The 21,493-nt window shown below is 67.1% G+C and carries 24 protein-coding genes; 21 read left to right on the top strand and 3 right to left on the bottom strand.

What is annotated here, in order from left to right:
* The 19 genes from M9952_00520 (at position 1) to M9952_00430 (ending at position 15,586) form a co-directional block, all read left to right on the top strand.
* Positions 1-621, top strand: coding sequence for a sigma-70 family RNA polymerase sigma factor (locus tag M9952_00520; GenBank protein ID MCO5311416.1), 621 nt, complete (start codon positions 1-3; stop codon positions 619-621).
* Complete coding sequence (gene rsrA, locus M9952_00515) at positions 621-863, top strand: mycothiol system anti-sigma-R factor (protein MCO5311415.1); 243 nt, start codon at positions 621-623, stop codon at positions 861-863. The genes M9952_00520 and rsrA overlap by 1 nt, the downstream gene beginning before the upstream one ends.
* A 107-nt stretch (positions 864-970) precedes the next feature.
* The gene (locus M9952_00510) at positions 971-1,126 is read left to right on the top strand and encodes a hypothetical protein (protein ID MCO5311414.1); all 156 of its coding nucleotides are present in this window, start codon (positions 971-973) and stop codon (positions 1,124-1,126) included.
* Between the two features lie 10 nt (positions 1,127-1,136).
* A complete protein-coding gene (locus tag M9952_00505; GenBank protein MCO5311413.1) occupies positions 1,137-2,201 on the top strand; it encodes a zinc-dependent metalloprotease in 1,065 nt (354 codons plus the stop codon).
* Positions 2,202-2,208: 7 nt separating this feature from the next.
* Positions 2,209-3,102 (top strand): tRNA lysidine(34) synthetase TilS, encoded by an 894-nt coding sequence (gene tilS, locus M9952_00500; protein MCO5311412.1) that lies wholly within the window; start codon positions 2,209-2,211, stop codon positions 3,100-3,102.
* Between the two features lie 59 nt (positions 3,103-3,161).
* Positions 3,162-3,710: a hypoxanthine phosphoribosyltransferase gene (gene hpt / locus M9952_00495; GenBank protein ID MCO5311411.1), complete on the top strand. Its 549-nt coding sequence runs from the start codon at positions 3,162-3,164 to the stop codon at positions 3,708-3,710.
* Between the two features lie 45 nt (positions 3,711-3,755).
* Complete coding sequence (gene folE, locus M9952_00490) at positions 3,756-4,397, top strand: GTP cyclohydrolase I FolE (GenBank protein MCO5311410.1); 642 nt, start codon at positions 3,756-3,758, stop codon at positions 4,395-4,397.
* Between the two features lie 63 nt (positions 4,398-4,460).
* Positions 4,461-5,294 carry a dihydropteroate synthase gene (gene folP / locus M9952_00485; protein MCO5311409.1) on the top strand — a complete coding sequence of 278 codons (834 nt, stop codon included), beginning with the start codon at positions 4,461-4,463 and terminating at the stop codon, positions 5,292-5,294.
* A gap of 37 nt (positions 5,295-5,331) precedes the next feature.
* Entirely contained in the window at positions 5,332-5,877 is a 546-nt protein-coding gene (locus tag M9952_00480) for a hypothetical protein (protein ID MCO5311408.1), read from the top strand.
* An 8-nt stretch (positions 5,878-5,885) separates the two neighbouring features.
* A complete protein-coding gene (gene folB / locus M9952_00475; GenBank protein MCO5311407.1) occupies positions 5,886-6,251 on the top strand; it encodes a dihydroneopterin aldolase in 366 nt (121 codons plus the stop codon).
* Positions 6,248-6,703 (top strand): 2-amino-4-hydroxy-6-hydroxymethyldihydropteridine diphosphokinase, encoded by a 456-nt coding sequence (gene folK, locus M9952_00470; protein MCO5311406.1) that lies wholly within the window; start codon positions 6,248-6,250, stop codon positions 6,701-6,703. Before folB ends, folK begins: the two co-directional genes overlap by 4 nt.
* On the top strand, positions 6,700-7,443 hold the full coding sequence (locus M9952_00465) for a DUF2520 domain-containing protein (protein ID MCO5311405.1): 744 nt from the start codon (positions 6,700-6,702) through the stop codon (positions 7,441-7,443). The genes folK and M9952_00465 overlap by 4 nt, the downstream gene beginning before the upstream one ends.
* 3 nt (positions 7,444-7,446) lie before the next feature.
* On the top strand, positions 7,447-8,295 hold the full coding sequence (gene panC, locus M9952_00460) for a pantoate--beta-alanine ligase (GenBank protein ID MCO5311404.1): 849 nt from the start codon (positions 7,447-7,449) through the stop codon (positions 8,293-8,295).
* Complete coding sequence (gene nadB / locus M9952_00455; GenBank protein MCO5311403.1) at positions 8,292-9,887, top strand: L-aspartate oxidase; 1,596 nt, start codon at positions 8,292-8,294, stop codon at positions 9,885-9,887. Before panC ends, nadB begins: the two co-directional genes overlap by 4 nt.
* Entirely contained in the window at positions 9,887-10,762 is an 876-nt protein-coding gene (nadC, locus tag M9952_00450) for a carboxylating nicotinate-nucleotide diphosphorylase (GenBank protein MCO5311402.1), read from the top strand. The genes nadB and nadC overlap by 1 nt, the downstream gene beginning before the upstream one ends.
* An 87-nt stretch (positions 10,763-10,849) precedes the next feature.
* Positions 10,850-11,626, top strand: a complete 777-nt coding sequence (locus tag M9952_00445) for a type III pantothenate kinase (protein MCO5311401.1) — start codon at positions 10,850-10,852, stop codon at positions 11,624-11,626.
* Positions 11,623-13,152: a lysine--tRNA ligase gene (gene lysS / locus M9952_00440; GenBank protein ID MCO5311400.1), complete on the top strand. Its 1,530-nt coding sequence runs from the start codon at positions 11,623-11,625 to the stop codon at positions 13,150-13,152. Before M9952_00445 ends, lysS begins: the two co-directional genes overlap by 4 nt.
* A 35-nt stretch (positions 13,153-13,187) precedes the next feature.
* Positions 13,188-14,291: an ABC transporter ATP-binding protein gene (locus M9952_00435; protein ID MCO5311399.1), complete on the top strand. Its 1,104-nt coding sequence runs from the start codon at positions 13,188-13,190 to the stop codon at positions 14,289-14,291.
* Positions 14,292-14,365: 74 nt separating this feature from the next.
* Positions 14,366-15,586 (top strand): Fic family protein, encoded by a 1,221-nt coding sequence (locus M9952_00430; protein MCO5311398.1) that lies wholly within the window; start codon positions 14,366-14,368, stop codon positions 15,584-15,586.
* Between the two features lie 115 nt (positions 15,587-15,701).
* Here M9952_00430 and M9952_00425 read toward each other — a convergent pair whose 3' ends face one another.
* Positions 15,702-16,736, bottom strand: coding sequence for an enoyl-CoA hydratase/isomerase family protein (locus M9952_00425; protein ID MCO5311397.1), 1,035 nt, complete (start codon positions 16,734-16,736; stop codon positions 15,702-15,704).
* A gap of 39 nt (positions 16,737-16,775) precedes the next feature.
* Here M9952_00425 and M9952_00420 point away from each other — a divergent pair, with 39 nt between their 5' ends.
* Both M9952_00420 and M9952_00415 read left to right on the top strand, forming a co-directional pair.
* Positions 16,776-18,035, top strand: coding sequence for a CoA transferase (locus M9952_00420; protein MCO5311396.1), 1,260 nt, complete (start codon positions 16,776-16,778; stop codon positions 18,033-18,035).
* The gene (locus tag M9952_00415; GenBank protein ID MCO5311395.1) at positions 18,032-19,450 is read left to right on the top strand and encodes an amidohydrolase family protein; all 1,419 of its coding nucleotides are present in this window, start codon (positions 18,032-18,034) and stop codon (positions 19,448-19,450) included. The genes M9952_00420 and M9952_00415 overlap by 4 nt, the downstream gene beginning before the upstream one ends.
* Here the strand turns inward: M9952_00415 and M9952_00410 are convergent.
* Both M9952_00410 and M9952_00405 read right to left on the bottom strand, forming a co-directional pair.
* On the bottom strand, positions 19,431-20,219 hold the full coding sequence (locus M9952_00410; protein MCO5311394.1) for a thioesterase family protein: 789 nt from the start codon (positions 20,217-20,219) through the stop codon (positions 19,431-19,433). The two genes, M9952_00415 and M9952_00410, sit on opposite strands and share 20 nt — an antisense overlap.
* 23 nt (positions 20,220-20,242) lie before the next feature.
* Positions 20,243-21,493, bottom strand: coding sequence for a cytochrome P450 (locus tag M9952_00405; GenBank protein MCO5311393.1), 1,251 nt, complete (start codon positions 21,491-21,493; stop codon positions 20,243-20,245).

Genomic DNA, 21,493 nt, shown 5'->3' with positions numbered 1-21,493 from the left:
ATGGCCGATCCGTCCACCTTCACCGACGACACCGCACCGTACGTCGACGCGTTGTACGGCGCGGCCCGTCGCATGACGCGAAACACCGCCGATGCCGAGGATCTGATGCAAGAGACGTTCCTGCGGGCGTTTCGTGCCTATGACCGCTTCGAGCAGGGCACCAACTTGAAGGCCTGGCTCTATCGCATCCTGACCAACACCTACATCAACAGTTACCGGGCCAAGCAGCGTCGACCCCAGGAATCGGACCTGGCGGACGTGGAAGACCTGTATCTCTACCGGCGGCTCGGCGGGGTGGAAACGAGCCAGATCGGGCGTAGCGCCGAGGATCAGTTGATGGATCTGCTCACCGAGGGTGAGGTCAAAGAGGCGATCGAGTCGCTCCCGGAGAACTTCCGCATGCCCGTGTTGTTGGCCGATGTCGAAGGGTTTTCTTACAAAGAGATCGCCGAAATCCTGGACGTGCCGATCGGAACGGTGATGAGTCGGCTGCATCGGGGAAGAAAAGCGCTGCAGAAGTCGTTGTGGAATTTTGCGTCCGCTCGCCGCCTTGTTCCCGACGGAACAGCTTCGGGTGCAGCGGGCGGCAACCTGGCACCGACCGCGAGAGAAGCCCGATGATGTCCGAGAACTGCGATGGTGCGCTTTCCGAGCTCTATGCCTACCTCGATGGCGAACTGACCGAGGACGATCGCGTTGCGGTCGAGGGGCATCTTCGCAACTGTTCACCGTGTCTTGAGGCGTTCGATTTCGAAGCCGAGATTCGCAAGGTGATCGCCAACCGCTGCCAGGATCGGTGTCCGGACGAGTTGCGGGCTCGGATCGCTGCGGCGATCGCCGAATGCGCCAAACCCGAGAACTGATCGATGCCCTCCGGGCGCAACGACACGTCGCGCCCGGATGACACACGACACGTCGGGCGGTGGCGCTTTTGCGCGATCCACGGGTTCGTCTCCTAAGCTGAACCCCGATGTACGCACTGCTCACTCTTCTCGCCCAAGAGGGCTCACACGTGTGGCACTTCTGGCTGGGCGTCTTGTTGGCCCCGCCGATCTTCCTCGCTGTCATCGCGATCTTCGTCCTGTACGCGTTCAAGGTCAGCCGCACCCGTTATCCCGAGAACTGACGGCCGTCGCGTGAGCGGCGCGATCGACTGGCCGACCGCCGAGCGCGTCGCCCGGTTTGTCTCATCACGTGGTCAGGGGGCGCTCCCGGCGGGATACAGCGCCATCCATCGCCAATTCGACGACTTCACCGATCAGGCCCAGGGCCTCGTCGAGGCCTACACCGGTTGGCAGTCGACCTCCGGTCGGGCCCGAGCCCGGGTGGTGGATCGCGAAGGCTGGGTCCGAGCGAACATCGCGTCGTTTCAGCGCCTGTTGCGCCCGCTGACCGATCGGGTCGAGGAACGGTTGCGCCCCGGGGTTGGCACCGCGCTTGCGTCGCGGGCCGCGGGGGTCGAGATCGGCGCGATGCTGGGCTGGATGAGCCAGCGCGTGCTCGGCCAATACGACCTACTCGTCCTCGAGGACGAGAATCCCGACGAACAAGACATCGTGTACTACGTCGGGCCGAACATCGCCGCGCTCGAGTCGAAGTTCGAGTTTCCGAGCGACGAGTTCCGGTTGTGGGTGGCGTTGCATGAGGTGACCCATCGCACGCAGTTCACCGGCAAACCCTGGCTGCGCGACTACTTCGTCGAACAGACCACCGAACTCATGACCCTCGCCGATCCGGATCCGACCCGGTTCTTCGCTGCCATCGGCCGCATCGCCGAGGGCGTGCGCTCCCGGCGTAATCCGTTGGACGACGGCCTCGTCACGCTGTTCGCGTCGACCTCGCAGCGGGCCGCACTCGATCGGGTGGGCGGCATGATGAGCCTGCTCGAGGGTCACGGAGACGTGACGATGGACCGCGCCGGTGGAACGGCGGTTCCGTCGGCGGAACGGTTCAGCGCGACGCTGAGCGCTCGCCGAGGCGAGGTGAGAGGCACGGCGAAGCTCGTTCAGAAGCTCGTCGGTCTCGAAGCGAAGATGGCCCAGTACGCGCAGGGGGAGGCGTTCATCGCGGCCCTCGAGGAGCAGGGTGGTCGCGAGTATCTCGAGTTGGCGTTCGCCGGGCCGGACAACCTTCCGAGCCTTGAGGAGATCCGCGAACCGCAACGCTGGTTGCAGCGGGTTCCCGCCGCCGTCGCGATCTGAGGGTCCGGTGGTCGGGGATCGCGGCGAGGACTTGATCGGGCGTCTCCTCGAGCGGTGCAGCTTTCCGGTGGCCGGCACGGCGGTGACGTGCGGAGTTTCGGGCGGAGCGGATTCGCTGTCGTTACTGGTGCTCTCGGTGGCCGCAGGGTGCGAGGTGACGGCGGTGCACGTCGATCACGGGCTTCGACCCGACTCGGCGAACGACGCGCTCGTGGTGGCGGAGGCGGCGAGGCGGTTCGGTGCGGGCTTTCGCAGCGTCCGTGTCGAGGTCGGCGACGGCCCCAATCTGGAGGCCCGCGCCCGTGCGGCGCGACACGAGGTGCTCGGCGATGCGTTGTTGGGCCACACCGCTGACGACCAGGCGGAGACGGTCCTGTGGTTCCTCGCGCGCGGCACCGGCCCGGAGGGTCTTTCGGGGATCGATCCGACCCGCCGACCGTTGCTCGGGCTCCGCCGGCGCGAGACCGCTGAATTGTGTGCGGTGCTCGGGATCGACGCGCTCGAAGATCCCGCCAACGCCGACCCCCGGTTCACCCGCAACCGAATCCGAAGCGAACTCATCTCGCTGTTCAACGACATCGCCCGGCGCGACGTGGTGCCGGCGATCGCCGCGGCGGCGAGACACCAACGGGACCTGATCGAGGGCCTCGATGAACTGGCGCGAAATGTCGATCCAACCGATGCCCGTTCCGTCGCCGGCTCTGCCCGCCCGGTGGCCGTGACCGCCATGCGGCAATGGTGGCGTCGTGAGGTGCAGACCTCGTACGCCCCCGATGCCGCCGCACTCGAGCGAATGTTGGCCGTCGCTCGGGGGGACCGCCCGCGAGCCGATGTCGTCGCGGGCTGGCAGATCGCTCGAACCGCGCAGCGCCTCCGGCTGATCCCCCCTGGCGAGCGATGACGGGGGGGTGCGGACGTGTGGCTGGCGGCCCGTGGGCACCCGGCCGTAGGTTGGCGACGATGAGCTTTGCCGAGCGCGACCCCGAAGTCGGAGAGGTTCTCCTCACCACCGAGCAGATTCAGGCGCGAATCGCCGAAATCGGTGCGCAACTGACGCAACGTTACGCCGGGCGAAGCCCATTGCTGGTCTGTGTCCTCAAGGGCGCCTACGTCTTCATGACCGATCTGGCGCGAGCGATCGACCTGCCGGTCGAGATCGACTTCATCGCGGTGTCGTCGTATGGAAGCTCCACCCGGACCTCCGGCGTGGTGCGCCTCGTCAAGGATCTCGACCAGGACATCGCCGGTCGCGACGTGATTCTGGTGGAAGACATCATCGATTCGGGGCTCACGCTGCGCTACCTGCGCCGAAACCTCGAGTCCCGAAAGCCCGCCAGTCTCGAGGTGTGCGCCCTGATCGCTCGGGAATCGGCCGATATCGAGGCGCTCGAAGTCAACTACGTGGGCTTCACCGTCGCCGATGAGGACTGGCTGGTTGGCTACGGGTTGGACGTCGCCCAGCGGTATCGCAATCTCGATTACCTCGCTCGGTACCAACAGGGCGAGTAGACGCGCTCGCACCCGCTGAGCCATCCGTGCAAGCATCGACCCTCGATGACTGAGCGCTCAACCACCTCTGCGTCGGACCTGAACACGATCGACGCGACCGTCCCTGCGGGGGTCGCGGCCTCGCCGGTCGACCTCGGCCGTATCGAAGCTGCGGTTCGCGAGATCCTCGCCGCCATCGGGGAGGATCCCGACCGCGATGGCTTGCGCGACACTCCAGCCCGGGTCGCTCGGATGTACGCGGAGACCAGTAGCGGGCTTCACGAGGAACCGGCTCAACACCTGAAGGTGACCTTCGACGCCGGTCACGAAGAGATGATCCTCGTGCGCGATGTTCCCTTCTATTCCATGTGTGAACATCACCTCGTCCCGTTCTTCGGCAAGGCGCACATGGCCTACATCCCCAACACCGAGGGGCGAATCACCGGGCTTTCGAAGCTTGCCCGCCTCGTCGACGGCTTCGCGAAGCGTCCGCAGGTGCAGGAACGACTCACCACCCAGGTCGCCGATGCGATGGTCAACGTGCTCGACCCCCGCGGGGTGATGGTGGTCATCGAGGCCGAACACCTGTGCATGGGGATGCGCGGGGTCCGCAAGCCGGGATCGACGACGGTCACCAGCGCGGTGCGCGGCATCTTCCTGACCGATAAGGCCGCCCGGGCCGAGGCCATGAGTTTCGTACAGCGCTGAACGCTTCGGGGTCGAGATTTTCGCCCATCGGAGATTTGACACCCTCCTCTACCATGGCGGTCGATGATCCCCTCGATCATGGGCGTCTTGAACGTCACGCCGGATTCGTTCAGTGACGGGGGCCGCTACGTCGATCTCGATGCCGCGGTGAGTCACGCGCGCCGCATGGTCGATGAGGGCGCCGACGTGATCGATGTCGGCGGTGAATCCACCCGACCAGGAGCGGTCGCCGGGTCGATCGACGAGGAACTCGAGCGGGTCGTTCCGGTGATCGCCGCGATCAGCGGCTTCGGGGCGCGGATCTCGGTCGATACCCGACACGAACAGGTCGCCAGCGCGGCGATCGATGCCGGTGCCTCGATCATCAACGATGTGTCGGCGTCGCTGTGGCCCGTCGCGGCCCGGCGCGGGGTCGGCTGGCTGGCGATGCACATGGCGGGGGATCCGGCCTCGATGCAACAGCGTGTTCCGACGTACCGCGACGTGTGCCGAGAGGTGGGCGACGAGTTGGTGGCGCATGCCAACGCAGCGGCGCATGGCGGGGTGGCGGAGATCTGGATCGATCCGGGCATCGGGTTCGGCAAGACGGCGCAACACAACCTCGAACTCGTCGCGCGAATCGACGAGTTGGTCGCGACCGGGATTCCGGTCGCGTTGGGGGTCAGCCGCAAGTCGACCCTCGGCGCGTTGTGCGCTCAAGCGGACCGAACCCCGGACCGCCCTCCGGCGCCGACGGACCGTCTCGAGGCGGCGCTGACGATGGCGGTGTGGGCGATGGCCGCGGGCGTGAGCCTGATTCGGGTACACGATGTTGCAGCGCACGTCGCCGCGCTCGGGATGGCGTTCGAGCGCTTGAATGCCCCCAACCATCTCCAGAACGGCTTACGGGCCGGCTGATTCGACGAACTCCACCAGGATTGGAAAAGGACAGATCATGGCAGCGAAGGGAAAGTGGGCACAGGGGATCGAACCCCGGCATTTCCATTGGATCATGCAGGACAAACTCGGCGTGTGTGAACGACCGGGTGGATACGGTCAGAATCACCGCAAGGTGCGCCGCCAGGAAGAGATCATCTGGATTCGCGAGACCGGCTTCAATCCGGTGATCAGCCTCATCCCGGCGAGTCACAACCTGCACAACTACGACGAATTGGGTGTGCCCTGGCGTCACCGCCCGTTCCCGGCGGCCGAGGACTATCCGCGCTATCTCAGCGAGGTGTACCCGGAACTCGCCACAGCGCTCGCGTCGGGCGCGAAGGTGCTGTATCACCACGAGGACCTCAACGACAAGGTCCTCGGGCTCATGGCCGGGTACCTGGTGTGGGCGGGGTTGGTCGCCGAGCAACCTCGCGCCATCTTCCTCGTCGAACACATCACGAGTCGTCAGCTCGGGCCTCAGGCCCGCGATCTGGTGACCGTGGCGGCGAAGGTCCGCGATGAGATGTTGGCCCGGGCCCGTAGCGCGAGCGGCGCCGAGTGACCGTTGCGATGACGGATGTGATCGAGCTGCGCGGCCTGCGGGCCCTCGGCTACATCGGAGCGTTGGCCGAGGAACAACAGCGTCGCCAGCCCTTCGAGGTGGACCTCGACGTCGAGGTCGATCTCTCGCAGTCGGGCCACAGCGATGATCTCGACGACACGGTCGACTACGGCGCCCTGTGTGCCACGGTCGAAGGCATCATCGAACATGAACGCGCGGCGCTGATGGAGCGAGCGGCGGCACGCATTGCTCACGAGGTCCTGCTCGATCGGCGCATCGACGCGGTCACGGTGTCGATTCGGAAACTGAGACCGCCGGTTCCCCAGCACCTCGAAACGTCGGGAGTGCGAATCCGTCGAGAGCAGCGGCGATGACCCGTTCGATTCTGGCGCTCGGATCGAACCTCGGCGACCGGCGGGCGTATCTGAGCGATGCCATCGCGTCGTTGCCCGACCTGGTGGCGGTTTCCAACGTCTATGAGACCGAACCGGTCGGCGGTCCCCTGCGACAGGGGCCGTATCTGAACATGGTGGCCGTCCTCGACACCGACCTGTCGCCGAAGGACCTGTTGGGTCTGTGTCATCGCCTCGAGGCGGCGGCGTATCGGGTGCGCGAGGAACACTGGGGGCCGCGGACCCTCGATGTCGACATCATCTGGGTCGATGGTGTGGAGATGGACGACCCCAACCTCACCCTTCCCCACCCGCGTTGGAAGGATCGTCGGTTCGTGCTGGTTCCGATGCAGGAGGTCGCCCCCGACCTCGTCAGCGATCGCGACATCGAGACCGCGGACGGTCGGGTATGGCTGGCGGAGGGGTTGGCGTGACCACGAAGGTTCGCATCGTGGGTGCGGGCCGCGCCGGCGGCGCGTTCGCGTTGGCGCTGCGGCGCGCCGGCTGGAACGTCGACGGGCCGATCGGGCGCGACCACGCCGCGATCGAGGCGGCGGCAGACGGGGTCGATTTGGTGTTGGTGTGCGTGTCCGACCCGGCGATCGCCGAGGTCGCCTCGACGATCCGGCCCGGCGACGCGGTGGTCGCCCACGTGGCCGGCGCCGTCGGACTCGACGTGCTCGCCCCCCATCGGCGCGTCGGCGCCATCCATCCGCTCGTGTCGTTGCCCTCGGCCGAGTTGGGCGCCGAGCGGCTCGTCGGAGCCTGGTATGGAACCGGCGGCGATCCGATCGTGTGGGAGGTGGCTCGAGCGTTACGAGGTCGCTCGTTTCGCATCTCGGATCTCGACCGTGTCACCTACCACGCCGCAGCTTGTGTCGCAGCGAATCATCTCGTCGCCCTGCTGGGTCAGGTCGAACGGCTCGCAGCGTCGATCGGCGCCCCGATCGACGCCTATCTCGACATGGCCGCGGCCGTCGTCGAGAACGTTCGCACCCTGGGAGCGGCCGAGGCGCTGACCGGCCCCGCGGCGCGTGGCGACCTCGCGACGATCGAGCGGCATCTCGAGGCCATCGGCCCCGACGAGCGCGACACCTACCGTGTGCTCGCACGCGAGGCCACCCGCCTGGCCGGCCGCGACCTGCTCGCACCGCTCGACCGGATAGAGGGCTGAGCGGTGGAGATCATCGAAGGAATCGCCGAGCTTCGTGAGGCCCTCGACGACCACCGCGCGAACGGTCGCCGGGTCGGATTCGCTCCGACGATGGGGTACCTCCACGACGGCCACGAGTCGCTGTTCAAACGCGCCGTTGGCGACTGCGACGTCGCGGTCGCCAGCATCTTCGTCAACCCGCTGCAGTTCGGCGTCGGCGAGGACCTCGACGCGTATCCGCGCGATCCGCATGGCGATCGCGAACGGGCGCAACGCTGCGGAATCGCGTACCTGTTCACGCCGTCGGTGGAGGAGATGTATCCCCGACCGGTCCTCACGACCGTGTCGGTGCGTTCGCTCGCCGCGGTGATGGAGGGCGCGAGCCGGCCCACCCATTTCGACGGGGTGGCGACGGTGGTGACGAAACTGCTGTCGATCGTGGGCCCCTGTCGGGCGTATTTCGGCGAGAAGGATTATCAGCAGCTTGCGATCATCCGTCAGCTCGCCTTCGACCTGTCGCTCCCCGTCGAGATCGTCGGGTGCCCAACGATTCGAGAGGACGACGGGCTCGCGCGATCGAGCCGTAACGTGTATCTGAGCGACGCTGAACGTGCCGTGGCTCCGGTGCTGCACCGAGCGTTGCGCCACGGGGCCGACCTGATCGTCGGCGGGCAGCGCGACGCCGAGGTGGTGCGCCGAGCGATGGCGGAGGTGATCGAGGCGGAGCCGCTCGGCGAACTCGATTACGTCGAGGTGGCCGACGGTGCAACACTCGAACCGCAGCTTCGCTGTGATCTTTCCAGCAGACTTTTCGGAGCGGTGCGCTTTGGCCGCGCCCGGCTGATCGACAACGTGGGAATCGAGGGCAGGTGAGCACACAATCGAGCGAGGAACTCGATCTGTTGGTGGTGGGAAGCGGCGTGGCCGGGTTGTCGGCCGCGGTTCGGGCCGCCGAGGTCGAAGGACTCAGCGTCGGGGTCGTCACCAAAGCGGAACTCGACCTGGCGACGACCCGCTGGGCTCAAGGTGGCGTCGCTGCGGCGTTGTCGGGTGAACAGGAGGAGACCGATCTCCATCTCGCCGACACCCTCGCCGCCGGGGTCGGACTGTGCGATATCGAAGCGGTGCGGGTGCTCGTCGACGAGGGCCCCGGCCGGGTGCACGATCTCATCGCGCTCGGTGCGCTGTTCGATCGAGACGAGCACGGCGAGTTGGAACTGGCACGAGAGGGCGGCCACTCGGTGCCGCGGGTGGTGCACGCAGGCGGCGCGGCGACCGGTGCGGAGATCGAACGGGCACTCGTCGTGGCGGTGCGCGAACGGGTTCGCGAGGTACACGAGTTCACCTTCGCGCTCGACCTGATCGTGGAGGATGGCCGTTGCTGCGGTGTGACGGCGGCACGCGACGGTCGGGTGTTCGAGGTGCGGGCACGCAACGTGTTGATCGCCACCGGCGGCGCCGGCCAACTCTTCGCGGTGACCACGAATCCACCGGTGGCCACCGGCGACGGTGTGGCTATGGCCTTGCGCGCCGGGGTGGCCGTGGCCGATCTCGAGTTCTTCCAGTTCCACCCGACCGCACTCGATCATCCGGCGATGCCGCGAGCGCTGTTGAGCGAGGCGTTGCGAGGTCACGGTGCGCTGCTTCGCGATTCGAGGGGCGAGCGTTTCGTCGACGAGTTGTTGCCTCGCGACGTCGTGAGTCGTGCGATCACCGCCAAGATGCTCGAGGAGGGCAGCGATCGCGTGTGGCTGGACGCGACGGTGTTGAAGGACTTCGACGTACGGTTTCCGACGATCCTCGCCGATCTCGAAAGCGCGGGGCTCGACCCGGCCCACGATTACCTCCCGGTTGCGCCGGCAGCCCATCACCAGTGTGGCGGCATCGTCACCGATCTCGACGGTGCGACGTCGTTGCCCGGCCTGTGGGCTGCGGGAGAGACGAGTTGTTCGGGGGTGCACGGCGCCAACCGGCTTGCATCGAACTCGCTGTTGGAGGGCATGGTGTTCGGCGCCCGCGTCACCGAGGCGATCTCGCGGGGTCAACGCGGTCCGTGCGACACCGGGGCGATGCGTTCGGTGAACCGCGAGGGCTCGACCGATCGCGTGATCGGCGGTCGGCGCATCACGGTGGCCGCGCTCGAGACGTCGACGGCGACCGATCTCGGGCGGGACGCGGTCGACGAACTGCGACGGCAGGTTCAGCGCACGATGACCATTCACGCCGGCGTGTTGCGTACCGCGGAGTCGATCGACACGGCTCGCAACGATCTCGCCGAGGTGTGGGCACAACTGCCGGCGCACTCCACGGATCCGGCGGTGTGTGAGCTGATCAACCTGGTCGTGGTAGGAGTCGCGTTGTTGGGCGCGGCGCAGGCTCGCGAGGAAAGCCGGGGGGCGCACACCCGAACGGATTTCCCGGGGACCCACGAGGAATTCCGAGTTCGTTTGGTGATTGGATCGTGATGAACACCTACTTTGACCCTCCGCTGGTGCTCGTGCGCGATGCGGTTCGGCGCGCCCTCGAGGAGGACCTTCATCCCCTCGGCGACTTGACCGCCGATCTGCTCGACCCCGAAGCCCGCACGGTCGCCCGGTTCAACGCCCGCGAAGCGGGTCGGCTCGCAGGAACGGTGTGTGCCCAGGAGGCGTTTGCGCAGGTGGACGATTCGATCGAGGTCGAATGGGTCAAGCGCGACGGCGACACGCTGGCCCCCGGCGACGACATCGGGTTCGTGCGCGGCCGCCTGGCCCCGGTGCTGACCGCCGAGCGCACCGCACTCAACTTCCTCGGGCACCTGTCGGGTATCGCCACGCTGACGAATCGCTATGTCGTGGCCGCCGAGGCGGGTGGCGGTGCGAAGGTGTGGGATACGCGCAAGACCACGCCGGGGCTGCGGGCGATCGAAAAGGCGGCGGTACGGGCCGGTGGCGGGCGCAATCATCGCGGCAACCTCAGCGACTGGATGTTGCTGAAGGACAACCACATCACGGGCATCGGCATCACCGAGGCGGTGACCCGTTGCCTCGACCTGTGGCCGGCGCGCACGGTGCACGTCGAATGCGATCGTCTCGATCAGATGGTCGAGGCCATCTCCGCCGGGGCCCACGCCGTGTTGTTGGACAACATGAGCCCGGATCAGGTGCGCGAGTGCGTGGCGGCGGCCAGCGAGTTGGCGGATCGGGGCTTCCGGGCACTGATCGAGGTGTCCGGTGGGGTCACCCTCGACACGATCGGCGAGTACTCCGGCACCGGGGTCGACCAGATCTCCATCGGTCGAATCACGAACTCCGCTCCGGTGCTCGACATCGGCCTCGACATCGGCCCGCCCGTAGCCTGACCTGTATTCGAAGGGTTCGGTAGCGCAGTCCTGTACCGACCGTAGTTAGCGACATCAACCATTCAGGTTCGACAAAAGGAGACGCCGGTGCTTCTGGCGATCGACGTTGGCAACACCCAGACCGTCATCGGGCTCTACAAGCGCGGCGAGGAAAGCCATGAGCTGCTCGACCATTGGCGCATCGCCACGAACGCGACGCGCACCTGTGACGAACTCGCACTGTTGTTCAGCGAGTTTCTGCTGAGCGCCGGCCACGATTGGCGCCAGGACGTGTCGGGGGTGGCGGTGTCGTCCGGGGTGCCCGATGTGACCTTCGAGCTGCGCCGCATGTGCGAGCGGTACCTCGACATCGATCCGGTGGTGTTGGGCGCCGGGGTGAAGACCGGGATGCCGGTGCTCTACGACAACCCGAAGGAGGTCGGAGCGGATCGCATCGCGAATGCGGTCGGGGCCTACGACCTGTACGGCGGCCCGACGATCGTGGTCGATTTCGGTACCGCGACCACCTTCGATGTGATCTCGGCTGCCGGAGAGTATCTGGGCGGTGCGATCATCCCTGGAATCGAAATCAGCCTCGATGCGCTGTTCGGCCGTGCTGCCGCGCTGCGTCGGGTCGAGCTGACCGAGCCCCGCTCGGTCATCGGCAAGACGACGATGGAGTCGATCCAGTCGGGCGTGCTGTACGGCTGGGCGTCGATGATCGACGGCATGAGTGACCGAATCGAAGAGGTCGTCGGCGATGCCACCGTCATCGCCACGGGCGGCCTCGCCGATCTGGTCGCGCCGTTGTCCGACGCCATCGAACATGTCGAGCCGTGGCTCACGCTGCACGGCCTGCGCCTCATCTGGGAGAAGAATCGATGACCACCGAGCCGAACCACACCACCGCCGACTCACCTCCGAGCGCCGAAACGCCGGCGCTGCCGCATCGCGCCGAGGTCACCGATACTGCCGCTGCCCTCGCCGATCGCTTCGCAGGCCTGGAGCCGGGCACCGAGACCGGTGTGCGAGCAGCGATCGCCGGTCGACTCATGTTGCGGCGCGTGCAGGGCAAGTTGGCCTTCGGCACCCTCGCGGATCAGACGGGTCGGATTCAGCTGTTCGCGCCGAGCCAGACGACCCCCGATTTCGAACGCTTCACCGCCTTGAGCCTCGGCGATTGGATCTCGGTGACCGGCGAGGTGATGACGACCAAACGGGGCGAGTTGTCGGTGCGCGTCGATGACTGGACGCTGTTGGCGCCGACCCGTCGGTCGTTCCCCGACAAGTGGCACGGCATCACCGATACCGACATGCGCTACCGGCAGCGTTACGTCGACCTGTGGGTGACCGACGAGGCACGGGCCGCATTCACCAACCGCAGTCGCATCCTGTCGCTGACCCGACGCTTCATGGAGGACCGCGGCTACCTGGAGGTCGAGACGCCGATCCTGCACCCGCTTGCCGGCGGGGCGTTAGCCCGTCCGTTTGCGACGCATCACAACGCGCTCGATTCCGAGCTGTTCCTGCGCATCGCCCCGGAGCTCTACCTGAAGCGCCTGGTCGTCGGCGGGTTCACCAAGGTGTTCGAGATCGGGCGGGTGTTTCGCAACGAGGGGATGTCGACCCGACACAACCCCGAGTTCACCATGCTCGAGTGCTACGAGGCCTACGGCGACTACCACGTGCACATGGATCTCACCGAGCAACTCATCGCGCACCTGGCGACGCAGATCTGCGGCTCCACCGTGGTCACCTACGGCGATCGCGAACTCGACCTGTCGGCCCCGTGGCGGCGCGCTCCGTTGGCGACGCTGCTGAGTGAGCAGATCGGGGTCGAGGTCGATGTACACACGCCGGTCGGGGAGCTTCGGCGTCTGTGCGACGAACACGACACGCCGTGGAAGGAGTCCTACGGCGCAGGGAAGTTGCTGCTGGAGCTGTACGAAAAGACCGTCGAGCACACGCTCTGGGAGCCGACCTTCGTGATCGACTACCCCAAGGAGGTCTCGCCGCTGTCCCGGGTGCACCGCGACGACGAGTTGTTGACCGAGCGTTTCGAGGGGATCGTCGCCGGACGGGAATTGTGCAACGGGTTCTCGGAGTTGTGCGACCCCGATGATCAGCGGGAGCGCTTCGAGGAGCAGGCGGCGCAGAAGGCCGATGGCGACGACGAGGCGATGGTGGTCGACGAGGACTATCTGCGCGCGCTCGACTACGGGCTGCCCCCAACGGTGGGGCTCGGCATCGGGATGGACCGTCTCGTGATGTTGCTCACCAACACGACCACGATTCGCGACGTGGTGTTGTTCCCGACGTTGCGGCCGGAATCCCCGTATGTTCCCGTGGCCGATGTGGGCCCATCCAGCGACGGCCCATCCAACGACGGCGCGGCCGACGCCGGGTCCTGACCGTGGGCGCCGCCGCGGCGGTTTCGGTCCGGGGGGTGTCGAAATCCTTTGGGTCGAACATGGTGCTCGACGAGTGCACCTTCGACGTCGCGCCCGCCGAGATCGTGGCCCTGCTCGGCCCCTCCGGATGTGGAAAATCGACGCTACTGCGCATCATTGCGGGTTTGGAGCGACTCGACGGGGGCGTCGTGGAGTTGGCCTCGGCACACGGTGCGCAGCGCGTCGTTGCGGGGTCAGACCCCGCGTCGGGTAAAGCCGTGCACGTCGCGCCCGAACGGCGCGGGGTCGGGCTGGTGTTTCAGAACGGGGCACTGTTCGCGCACCTCGACGTCGCCCACAACATCGCCTTCGGTCTGGCGAAGGGTGAGGACCGGACGTCGCGGGTGAGCGAACTGCTGGCGATGGTCGACCTGGCGGGATTCGAAGACCGGTATCCGGATCAACTGTCGGGGGGTCAACAACAACGCGTTGCGTTGGCTCGGGCGTTGGCGCCGAGGCCGGCGGTGGTGTTGTTGGACGAGCCGTTCTCGAACCTGGACGCCCGGCTGCGACGGTCGTTGCGGCGCGAGGTCACCGAGGTGCTGCGACGCTCGGCGACTCCGACGGTCATCGTGACCCACGATCGGGACGAGGCGTTCGCGGTGGCGGATCGCGTCGCGGTGATGCGCGATGGTCGCATCGCCCAGTTCGGCACGCCCAGTGACGTCTACGACCGCCCGGTCGATGACTGGGTCGCCCGGTTCGTGGGCGACGCCAACTTCCTCGAAGTGCGTACCGTGGGCGATCGCGAGGTCGACACGTTGGCCGACACCGTGGTCGGCCCGGTTCGTGTCGGCGCTCCGGTCGCGGCGGGGGACACGGTCATGATCCGACCCGAGTGCCTCACGTTCGAGCGCACGAGCGCGTGGCCGCTCGGTCGGGTCGTCGGGGTCGAATACACCGGAGCGACGCTGCTCGTGGATGTGGACGTGGGTGCCGAGGTTGATGCCAAGGCTGATGCAGGTGCCGTCGTCACTCACGGCTCCGTGCGGCTGCGTTCCGAGCAGTCGACGGCGGGCGCGGCCCCGCTACGCATCGACGATCGCGTTGTCGTGCACGTCCATCCCGCCACCGTTGCCCATCGGGTCGAAGTGTCGTGAGCATCCGGTGGATGACTCATGAACTCGACCTCATGTACTAACACATTTATCCAAACTGTTAGTAGAATAGGACAATGATCACAGATCCAGCGCTGCCGATTGAGCCCGTCAGGCTCGAGGATCACGAGTGGATCGCGGAGTCCGACGGGATGTCGAGTCGCGCGCGGGTCGCGGCCGGTTCCGGCCCCTACCAATCGGTGGTGCCGGCGACGATCGCCAGCTACCGCCCGACGGTTCCGTCCGACCTCACCGCGGACATCGAGGAAGCGTCGGCGGCCTTGGCGCGATTCGACTCCTACACACAGGCCGTCCTCGGTATCGAGCACCCTGCGCTCGGCCCGATGTCTTCGATCCTGCTGCGCACCGAATCGGCATCGTCGTCGCAGATCGAGAACCTCACCGTGGGGGCGCGGCAGCTCGCACTCGCTGAGATTGCTCAGCCGAGCAGCACCAACGCGAAGATCGTTGCTGCGAATGTGCGGGCGATGGAAGCCGCCCTCGTACTCGCCGACAACTTGGATGAAGCGGCCGTCTTGGCAATGCACGCCGAACTCATCTCCCGCCAACCGGGTTGGGAGCAACACGCTGGGTGCTATCGAAACAGCCTTGTCTGGGTCGGGACCAGCGGGATCAGCCCACGGGGGGCAACCCATGTCGCGCCACAACCCGAACTTGTCTCGTCGGCCATGGACGACCTCCAGCAGTTCTTGGCACGAGACGACCTGCCCGTGCTCCTCCAAGCGGCCGTGGCGCACGCCCAATTTGAAACGATCCATCCCTTTGCAGACGGCAACGGTCGTACCGGCAGAGCGCTGGTTCATGCGATCCTTCGCGGCAAGGGACTCATGACCCACACGACAGCGCCGGTGTCGGCCGGCCTCCTGACCGACACCGAGTCGTACTTCGGCGCCTTGTCGACGTTCAGAGCGGGCGATGCTCGACCGATCATCGAGGAGTTCGCTCGTGCGAGCCGCTACGCCGCGACCACCGGCACCCGTCTGGTTGACGATCTCGCCGCGCAGGTCGAGCGGGCACGGGTGCAGATGGCGGGCCTGCGTCCGCAAGCGTCGGCATGGCGGGTTCTGCCCCATCTCGTCGCGCAACCGGTGATCAACGCCCGGTATCTCGTCGACCATCTGGGAATGAGCGACATGACCGCCCAACGCGCACTGGGTCAGCTCACCGCTGCCGGAGTACTTGTCGAACGCACGGGGCACCGACGAAACCGCATTTGGCAGCACTCGGGCATCTTGGGTGTTCTCGACGGATACGCGCAGCAGCTGCGACGAAGCTGAGGGGCGCATCCGAATAGTGGGTTCAGGAGTCGCCGGGGTGTTGTGCTGACGAGATGGCGTAGAACCGGGCTTCGACGCTCCAGCCGACGCTCCGGCCGATGCTCCAGCCGACGCTTCAGTCGACGATTCGATCGATGAGTCCGAGGTGGAGCGCCTCGGTGGCGGTGAGCCTCGTTTGGGTGAGGGCGAGCCACATGGTTCGTTGTCGGCCGATCCGGCGGGGGATCGACACGGTGCCCCCGGCGCCGGGAATCAACCCGAGCGACAGTTCCGGAAGTTGAATGACGGTGTCGGCGGCGGCCTCGACCTGCCGAGCGAAGGCCGCGATCTCGATGCCGGCTCCGACGCAATGCCCGTGCAGGTGAACGGTGAGGATGTCGGCAACCTGATGTGCCTCCCAACCGGGGTGGCGCGTGAGTCGGGCCGCCATGGCCGTGGCCCCGCTCGGGGCGGTCCCGAACTCGGCGAGGTCGCCTCCCGCGCAAAACGACGGTCCGTTGCCGGTGAGGGTGATTCGCGCGACCGACGGGTCGATGCGAGCGTTGCGGAAGGCGTCGACGAGGAGATCGCGCATCGACGAATCGATGGCGTTGCGCGCCTCCGCTCGATTCAACTTGAGCTGAAGGATCGGGCCGTGTTTGCGAATCACGACCCCACGGCCGACATGATCCTTGACGGTCGCCGGCCCCCGACGTTGCAGCCAACCGCGGAAGTCCTGTGCCCCGAGCAGCATCGAATAGCTCGTCGCCTCGGCGGCGAGCCCTTCCCACACCGGTCGAACGAACGACGAGCGCAGCAGTGTTGCCAGGCTGAACGCCGCCAGCGGGTGCGCCGCCACGGGTTCGGTGATGGATTTCAACTCGTCGTGGATCCACGGCGACGGCGGGTCGGGCGCGGTGGTGAGGCTGATGTCGGTCGCCTTCGCGAGCCGATCGAATCGGCGTCGGTCGGCGAGTCGCCCGGTCTCGTCGACCAACACGGTTACCGTCGGGGCGACCGATGCAACCGCCGCGATCGCCGCCAGGTCCCGCTCCGACTCGTCGCCGGTGGGAACGAGCACGAGGGGCTCGGACGCGTGAAGGATCGACGCGTCGTCGAGCAGGCTCGATGATTCGAGCGCGATGAGGCGCCGTAGGTCTCGCACTTCCACGGCGACGACGCTACCTGTTGGCCGTACAATCGCTGCGTTGTGGGCGATTCGATGGTTGGTCTGACACCGGAGGCCGAATGGGCGCGCAGTGGTGTCGTGACGCTCACGGGCGATGTCGAGGGGCCAGCGCTGCTTCCTCCCGGTGCCGCTGCTGCGATGGTCGAGGCCGAGGCGGCGGCCTTCGGCCTCGACGCCCGAGTGCTGTCGGAGCGAGCCGCGCTCATGGGGTTGCACCGCAACGGGCGTACTTCGTGTGGCGGGGCATCGTGCCTGCTGGAGGTGTGCGATGGTTGGGTTGTGCTGTCGCTGGCTCGGGGCAGCGACATCGAGCTCGTGCCGGCGCTCATTGGTGGGGAGAAGGTTCCGAGCGGGTCGCCGTGGGACGCCGTCGTCGAGTTCGCTCGGACCGTGTCGGCTGCGGAGTTTGTCGAGCGGGCGGCGGTGCTGGACCTGCCCGGCGCGGTCGTCGACGCATCGCCCGCGCCAAGCGATGTCGAGCCCGGGGAGTTCACCGTCAGTCGCCGTGACTCCGCGAGGTCCCGTCCCGTGGCCGGAGCGGGGGCGGCGCCCGATGGCCCACTCGTCGTCGACCTGTCGGCGTTGTGGGCGGGGCCGCTGTGCAGTCACCTGTTGCAACGCCGGGGGGCGCGGGTGATTCGGGTCGAGTCGGTCTCGCGCCCCGACGGTGCCCGACGCGGAAACCGGTCATTTTTCGACCTGCTCAATGCGGGCAAACAGAGCGTGGCGTTCGATTTCGATAGCCCTGAGGACCGTCGCCGCCTGCGCGGGTTGATCGATGCCGCCGACGTCGTGATCTCCTCGGCTCGTCGTCGCGCCATCGAGGGACTTGGGCTCGACGTCGGCGCATTCCTCGCGGGGGGGACCGATCGCGTGTGGGTGGCGATCACCGGGTTCGGATGGAACTCGAACCGGGTCGCCTTCGGCGATGACGCCGCGGCCGCGGCCGGGCTGGTGGCGTGGGGGGACGACGGTGCGCCGCGATTCGTCGGCGACGCCATCGCCGATCCGCTCACCGGGGTGTTCGCTGCGGCTGAGACGCAGCGGTGCTGGGAGGCCGGTGGCCGATGGTTCATCGACGCGAGCCTCGTCGGAGCGGCAACGCGAACGCTGCGCGACGTCGAGCCGGGTCAGCCCGCTCGCCCTGCGACCGAGGGCGTCGACGGAACCTGGCGCATCGATGGTGCGGTCCTTGCCGAACCTCGGCGTCGCGAAGCGCTCGGTCGAGCGGCCTGTCTGGGCGAACACAACGCGGTGGTCATGTCGGAGTTCGGCCTGTGAGCCGCCTGGTCCTTCACAACGCGAGGATCGGTGGGGATCGCGTCGTTGACCTCGTCATCGAGAACGGACGATTCGCGGTGCCGACCGACAGCCCAGCGGACGAGGTCGTCGATCTCGACGGCCGGGTCGTGTTGCCGGGCATCGTCGATCATCACACCCATCTGTTCGCGCTGGCAGCATCGCTCGCCTCCATCGACGTCAGTCCGGCAGCGTTGATGCGAGGGGGTGGACTCGTCGGCGTGCTGCGTGAGGCCAGACGGCGCCATCCGTCGGGCTGGCTGCGGGCGGTGGGCTACGACCCGGATGTGTCGGGTTCGATCGACCGGTGGTCGCTTGACGAGATCGGTGTGGGCCCGGTGCGGGTCCAGGATCGAACCGGCGCACTCTGGGTGCTCGACTCGCGTGCACTCGACGCTGTATTGAACGACGTGTTCAGCGGCGGGTTCGGCGACGTGCTCGCAGGCTCGGACCGACCCGCGGGGGTCGAGGTGCTCGACGGCGAGGCGACCGGGTGCTTGTGGCGCATGGATGGGTGGTTGCGCAGCCGGGTGCCAAGCGCCGCTCACGACGTGTCGGCGGCCGGTGCGATGTTGGCATCATGGGGAGTCACGACGCTCACCGACGCGGGCGCCACAAATGGACTCGGCGACCTGGAGGCGCTGGCAGCAGCGGAACTGCCGCAACGGATCATCGCGATGACCGCCGACCCCGACGTCGAGCCGCCGGCGGGAATCGAGCTCGGCCCGGTCAAGATCTTGCTCGACGACGACCGGCTTCCCGATCTCGACACGCTCGGCTCACGAATCGAGGAGGCACATCGGTTGGGTCGCCGTGTGGCGGTGCATTGCGTGACGCCGGCGCAGACGGTGTTGGCGATCACGGCGGGGATCGGCTCCCACGACCGGATTGAGCACGGGTTTCACCTTCCCGACGAGGTGATCGATCTCGTCGTCAAGGCCGGGCCCACCGTGGTGGTCTCGCCCGGGTTCGTCGCCAGCCGCGGCGATCGCTATCTCGCCGCGCCGGACTTGGTCGGCGAAACCGGCGTGCACCGGCTCGGGTCGCTCCTCGCGGCCGGGCTGCGCCTGCGCGCGGGAAGCGATGCCCCGTACGGGCCGGCGGATCCGTGGTGTGGGTTCGAGGCTGCGCTCACCCGTCGAACCGATTCCGGCGCGTCGATGGCGCCCGAGGAGGCTGTCGGCGTGAGCGAGGCGCTCGCGCTCATGTGGCCCGAGGGCGTGGCGAGGGTCGAAGACGCGTTCGAAGTCGGCCGCGCCGGCGACCTGGTGGTGTGCGACGTGGGCCGCGAATGGCTGCTCAGCCCCATTCCACAACCTCCGCCGATCGAGGCCGTGGTCATCGGCGGCACCGTGGTGCACGGGAGGCTGGAGCGACTCAGCCGCGGGTTTCGATGACGAGGGCGCCCGCCGCCTGACCGAATCGGCCGGCCTCGTCGAACAGGTCGGCGCTGTTGTAGCCGGCCCCGAGGTTCGATCCGACGAAGTCGCATCGCGATCCGATCCAGTTGCTGCGAGGTGCTCGGGCGAAATGGAGTGTCTGTTCCGCGTTTCGATACGACCAGTCGCCGAAGGGCAGCCGGCGATGGACCGCACCCTGGGCGTAGTCGGCGGCCACCGTCGCGACTTCGATGGGTTGGAGTGCCTCGTCGTCGACGACATCGCCGGCAAGCCCGATCCACTGGTGTATCCGGGGGTCGCCCTCGACGCGCATGCGCTGCACGATCACCGACTCGCTGTCGAAGCAGTCGTGGCCGATCACCTCGCGTGCACCATGGTTGGGCTCGCACAGGTCGGGAACCGCATCGGGGTCGAAGGGCGTGTGGTGACGAAGCGCCTTGTCGGGGAGTTCGAGGTCGTTGGTCGCCACGATCAACGCGAGCGCCTCGGCGACCGTACGGTCACCGTGAAGGAGTCGCGCTCGGCGGCGTTGCACCCGCCGTCCGCCGATCGGCTCGTCGAGTTCGAGGGTCAACTCCTCGAAGGGCACCGGTGCGAGGAAGTCGATCGTGAACCGCGAGATCGTCCCACTGCGGGTGCCGAGTCGTCCGACGACAAGCGCTGCGACCGCGGCGCCGTGGACGATGCCCGGGTCCCAGGCACCGCGGGCCGAGCCGGTGGGTTCGTAGCGTCCGCCTCCGTGGTGGCGAAAGAGCGCGTCGGTCATCGTTGCGGGCCTCGGGGGAGACGTCAGGCGGTGACGAAGGTGCAGGCGACGGATTCGACACCGTTGACGAACGCGCTGGTGATCATGTGCGGATCGCCGACCTCGAAGCGTTCGACCCGCTTGGCGAGTTCGCCGAACACACAGCGCAACTGGGTGCGCGCGAGGCTCGCACCGAGGCAGTAGTGCACCCCACCGCCGCCGAAGGCCACGTGCTCGTTCGGGGTCCGGGTGATATCGAATCGCCACGGGTCCGCGAAGTGCGCCTCGTCGCGGTCCCCCGACGCGTAGAACATCACGAGACGGTCGCCCTCGCGTATCTCGGTTCCGGCGACGAGGGTGTCGCGGGTGGCCGTGCGGCGAAAGGTCATCACCGGGGTCGCCCAACGGAGCATCTCTTCGACGGCACCGGCCATATACCGCTCGGGGTCGCTGCGCAACAGGTCCCATTGGTCGGGGTTGTCGGCGAAGGCTTTGACGTTCAGCGTGATGGTGTTTCTCGTCGTGTCGTTGCCGGCGACCCCGAGCAACACGATGAACGCGCCGATCTCCTCGTCGGTCAGACGCTGCCCGTCGACCTCGGCCTCGACGAGCGAAGTCAACAAGTCGTCGCGGGGGTCGGATCGACGGGCGTTGGCGAATTCTACGCCGAGCGCACTCAGGCTGATTCCGGCCATCAGCGCCTCGGCGAGGGCGTCGGCCTCGTCGTCGCCGGCGTCTGCTCGTGCCTGGGCATTGACCAGCGCGTTGGCTCCGTCCCACAGCTCGCGGCGCCGATCTTCGGGAACGCCGAGCATCTCCGAGATCGTCCACAACGGGAGCTGCATCGACAGATCGGCGACCAACTCGACGCTGCCCTGGTCGACCGCGGCGCCCACGATCGTGACGGCCTGGCGCTGGATCTGATCCTCGATGGTGCGCACGCGCTTGGGGGTGAACGCTCGGCTGATGAGTCCGCGCAGATGCGTGTGGCGCGGTGCGTCGGTCATGAGGAACGAACCGAAGGCTTCGTTGTATTCCTGGGGGATGTCGGTGAAGCCGACTCCTTTGCTGGAGCAGAACAGCTCAGCGTGGCGGCTGACGTACTGGATGTCGTCGCGTCGAACGATCGCCCAGAACCCGGGGCCGTCGGTGATGCCTCCGAGTTCGATGGGACGATGTTGGGTGAGGCCTTCGGTTGCTCGCAGTGCCGCGAATCGCTTGTCGCGATCGACCTCGCTGAGTTGCCAGAACTCGGTGGAGGAGATGTCGACGGAAGCGGTGGTCTCGGTGCTCAT

This window comes from Microthrixaceae bacterium, assembly GCA_023957975.1.
In the GTDB taxonomy this organism is placed as follows: domain Bacteria; phylum Actinomycetota; class Acidimicrobiia; order Acidimicrobiales; family Microtrichaceae; genus JAMLGM01.
The sequence above is the reverse complement of the archived record's forward strand: the minus strand, read 5'-3'. Positions and strand labels throughout refer to the sequence as shown.

Excerpts from the sequence above, each read along its gene's own strand:
- M9952_00480 (MCO5311408.1), top strand. The coding sequence starts at position 5,332 with ATGGCAGCGAAGGGAAAGTGGGCACAGGGGATCGAACCCCGGCATTTC.
- hpt (MCO5311411.1), top strand. The coding sequence starts at position 3,162 with ATGAGCTTTGCCGAGCGCGACCCCGAAGTCGGAGAGGTTCTCCTCACC.
- folB (MCO5311407.1), top strand. The coding sequence starts at position 5,886 with ATGACGGATGTGATCGAGCTGCGCGGCCTGCGGGCCCTCGGCTACATC.
- nadC (MCO5311402.1), top strand. The coding sequence starts at position 9,887 with ATGAACACCTACTTTGACCCTCCGCTGGTGCTCGTGCGCGATGCGGTT.
- rsrA (MCO5311415.1), top strand. The coding sequence starts at position 621 with ATGTCCGAGAACTGCGATGGTGCGCTTTCCGAGCTCTATGCCTACCTC.
- lysS (MCO5311400.1), top strand. The coding sequence starts at position 11,623 with ATGACCACCGAGCCGAACCACACCACCGCCGACTCACCTCCGAGCGCC.
- M9952_00520 (MCO5311416.1), top strand. The coding sequence starts at position 1 with ATGGCCGATCCGTCCACCTTCACCGACGACACCGCACCGTACGTCGAC.
- M9952_00405 (MCO5311393.1), bottom strand. The coding sequence starts at position 21,493 with ATGAGCACCGAGACCACCGCTTCCGTCGACATCTCCTCCACCGAGTTC.
- folE (MCO5311410.1), top strand. The coding sequence starts at position 3,756 with ATGACTGAGCGCTCAACCACCTCTGCGTCGGACCTGAACACGATCGAC.
- folP (MCO5311409.1), top strand. The coding sequence starts at position 4,461 with ATGATCCCCTCGATCATGGGCGTCTTGAACGTCACGCCGGATTCGTTC.
- M9952_00410 (MCO5311394.1), bottom strand. The coding sequence starts at position 20,219 with ATGACCGACGCGCTCTTTCGCCACCACGGAGGCGGACGCTACGAACCC.
- M9952_00430 (MCO5311398.1), top strand. The coding sequence starts at position 14,366 with ATGATCACAGATCCAGCGCTGCCGATTGAGCCCGTCAGGCTCGAGGAT.
- M9952_00510 (MCO5311414.1), top strand. The coding sequence starts at position 971 with ATGTACGCACTGCTCACTCTTCTCGCCCAAGAGGGCTCACACGTGTGG.
- folK (MCO5311406.1), top strand. The coding sequence starts at position 6,248 with ATGACCCGTTCGATTCTGGCGCTCGGATCGAACCTCGGCGACCGGCGG.